The following is a 1,671-nucleotide window of genomic DNA, read 5'->3' on the forward strand; positions in this document are numbered from 1 at the left end:
CTTTTCAATCACAGCGCAGGATGTGATTGCCGCTGCCTTTTTGTGTGCTCCGGGGCCACCCGCGCCGGCCTCAGGTGCCGATCCGGCGACTACATGCAACATGGAAAACGGCCTACAACCGCAGCCGCGAAAGGCTGATCGCGCTTTTTAGAGGCAAAACTTAACTTAGAGCTCCATCTCAAATAAAGCCCGTAAACACCTTGATTCAGGCCGGTTTTGCCGGAAATCAAGGTTTTTATTTGACTTTTTAATATAAAGAATCAATTTGTTATTATTGACAGGTTATTAACCAACCCCATAGAATCCCGCCAGTCCCACGAATCCTAGGGACAACCCGAACCCGCTGCCCTATTCCTCAAAGAAGCCGGCAACGTCAAACAAGGGTCAACACCCACAAGGCTTGCCTTGGTTTGATGGCGACCCAATCAAAGCCTGCCTGGCCCCCCAAAGGGCCTGCAAGCGTAGAAAGGAGTGCTATGACAGCGCTAGGACAATTCGGCCTTAACCTGAATGTCAACGCACACATCAAGAATGTGCGAAGCAGTGTTTCAAACATTGTTGACGACATCTCCCAAGGCTTTTTCGAGATTACCCACAACAGCTTCGCCCTTCTGGGCCTGGCAGTCGTGTTTGCGGTGATCACCCTGACTGCCCGGCCCGACTTGCGTCAGGCCGGTGAATTCAAGCTCATGACCTGGCTGCAGCAGCGCCAGGAAGCCGCCATCGGTTTTACCGAGCCGGCCGCCATTGAGCGCGCCACGGCGTCCAACCCGAAAGACCTGCCCGCCCAACAGGCGGCGGTGGCTTACTGGCTGAGCAAGAAGTACGGCGTCGCGCCCGAGCCGCTGAGCGTGCTGGTGGCCGAGGCCTTCGAGATCGGCCAGAAAGCCAAGCTCGACCCCACCCTGATCCTGGCCATCATGGCGATCGAGTCCGGCTTCAACCCGTTCGCGCAAAGCCCGGTCGGCGCCCAGGGCCTGATGCAAGTCATGACCAAGGTGCACCACGACAAGTACGACAACTTCGGCGGCAAGCTGGCGGCGTTTGACCCGGTGACCAACCTGCGCGTCGGCGTCAAGGTGCTGCAGGAATGCATCGCCCGCGCCGGCTCTGTCGAGGGCGGCCTCAAATACTATGTAGGCGCAGCCAACATGGACGACGACGGCGGTTACGCCGGCAAGGTGATGGGCGAACATGCCCGCCTGCTGGCCGTGGTGGCGTCTGCCTCCAAGCGCGGTGCGCCCTCGCCTTTCTTCACCACACCCGGTGGCTCGTCGCGCCCGGTGCCGGCCTCCCTGCCGGCCACGCCCGAAGCTGAAGGCAAGACGCCTGACAAGGTGGCGTTGCTGAACCAGTCCTGATTCGGGCGACTTGGGGGTCTTTTCACCCCATGCACTGCAAAAAAAGCCGGGCCGCCTACAGCGCTCCGGCTTTTTGCTTTTCGGGGTGCAGGTGAAGAAGCCCGGAAGCGGCAGGTTTTGGGCGCGCTCAGTTACACTAGCGAGGTGCGCGACTGGCGATAGGCTCAAGGTTTTCGCAACCATTGGAGCTGACGTGGGACACCACTGGGAAGCGCACCGCTGAAAGCCGTTGGGCCGAAGCGTTCAGCCGTTCRCCTGGGCAGCCCTTGTTTCAATAGCAGGGACCACGTCTTTAAGGACTGCCATGTAC

General features: G+C 59.2%; 1 protein-coding gene and 1 riboswitch. The gene reads left to right on the plus strand.

Annotated features, from left to right (window positions below; translation table 11 throughout):
• The first annotated feature begins 476 nt into the window (after positions 1–476).
• Complete coding sequence (locus AC1D1P_RS22660; RefSeq protein WP_477668977.1) at positions 477–1,361, plus strand: lytic transglycosylase domain-containing protein; 885 nt, start codon at positions 477–479, stop codon at positions 1,359–1,361.
• A 138-nt stretch (positions 1,362–1,499) separates the two neighbouring features.
• A riboswitch (ZMP/ZTP riboswitch) is annotated at positions 1,500–1,629 on the plus strand.
• Positions 1,630–1,671: the final 42 nt, after the last annotated feature.

It is taken from the genome of Polaromonas sp. P1_E1_2 (assembly GCF_056406035.1).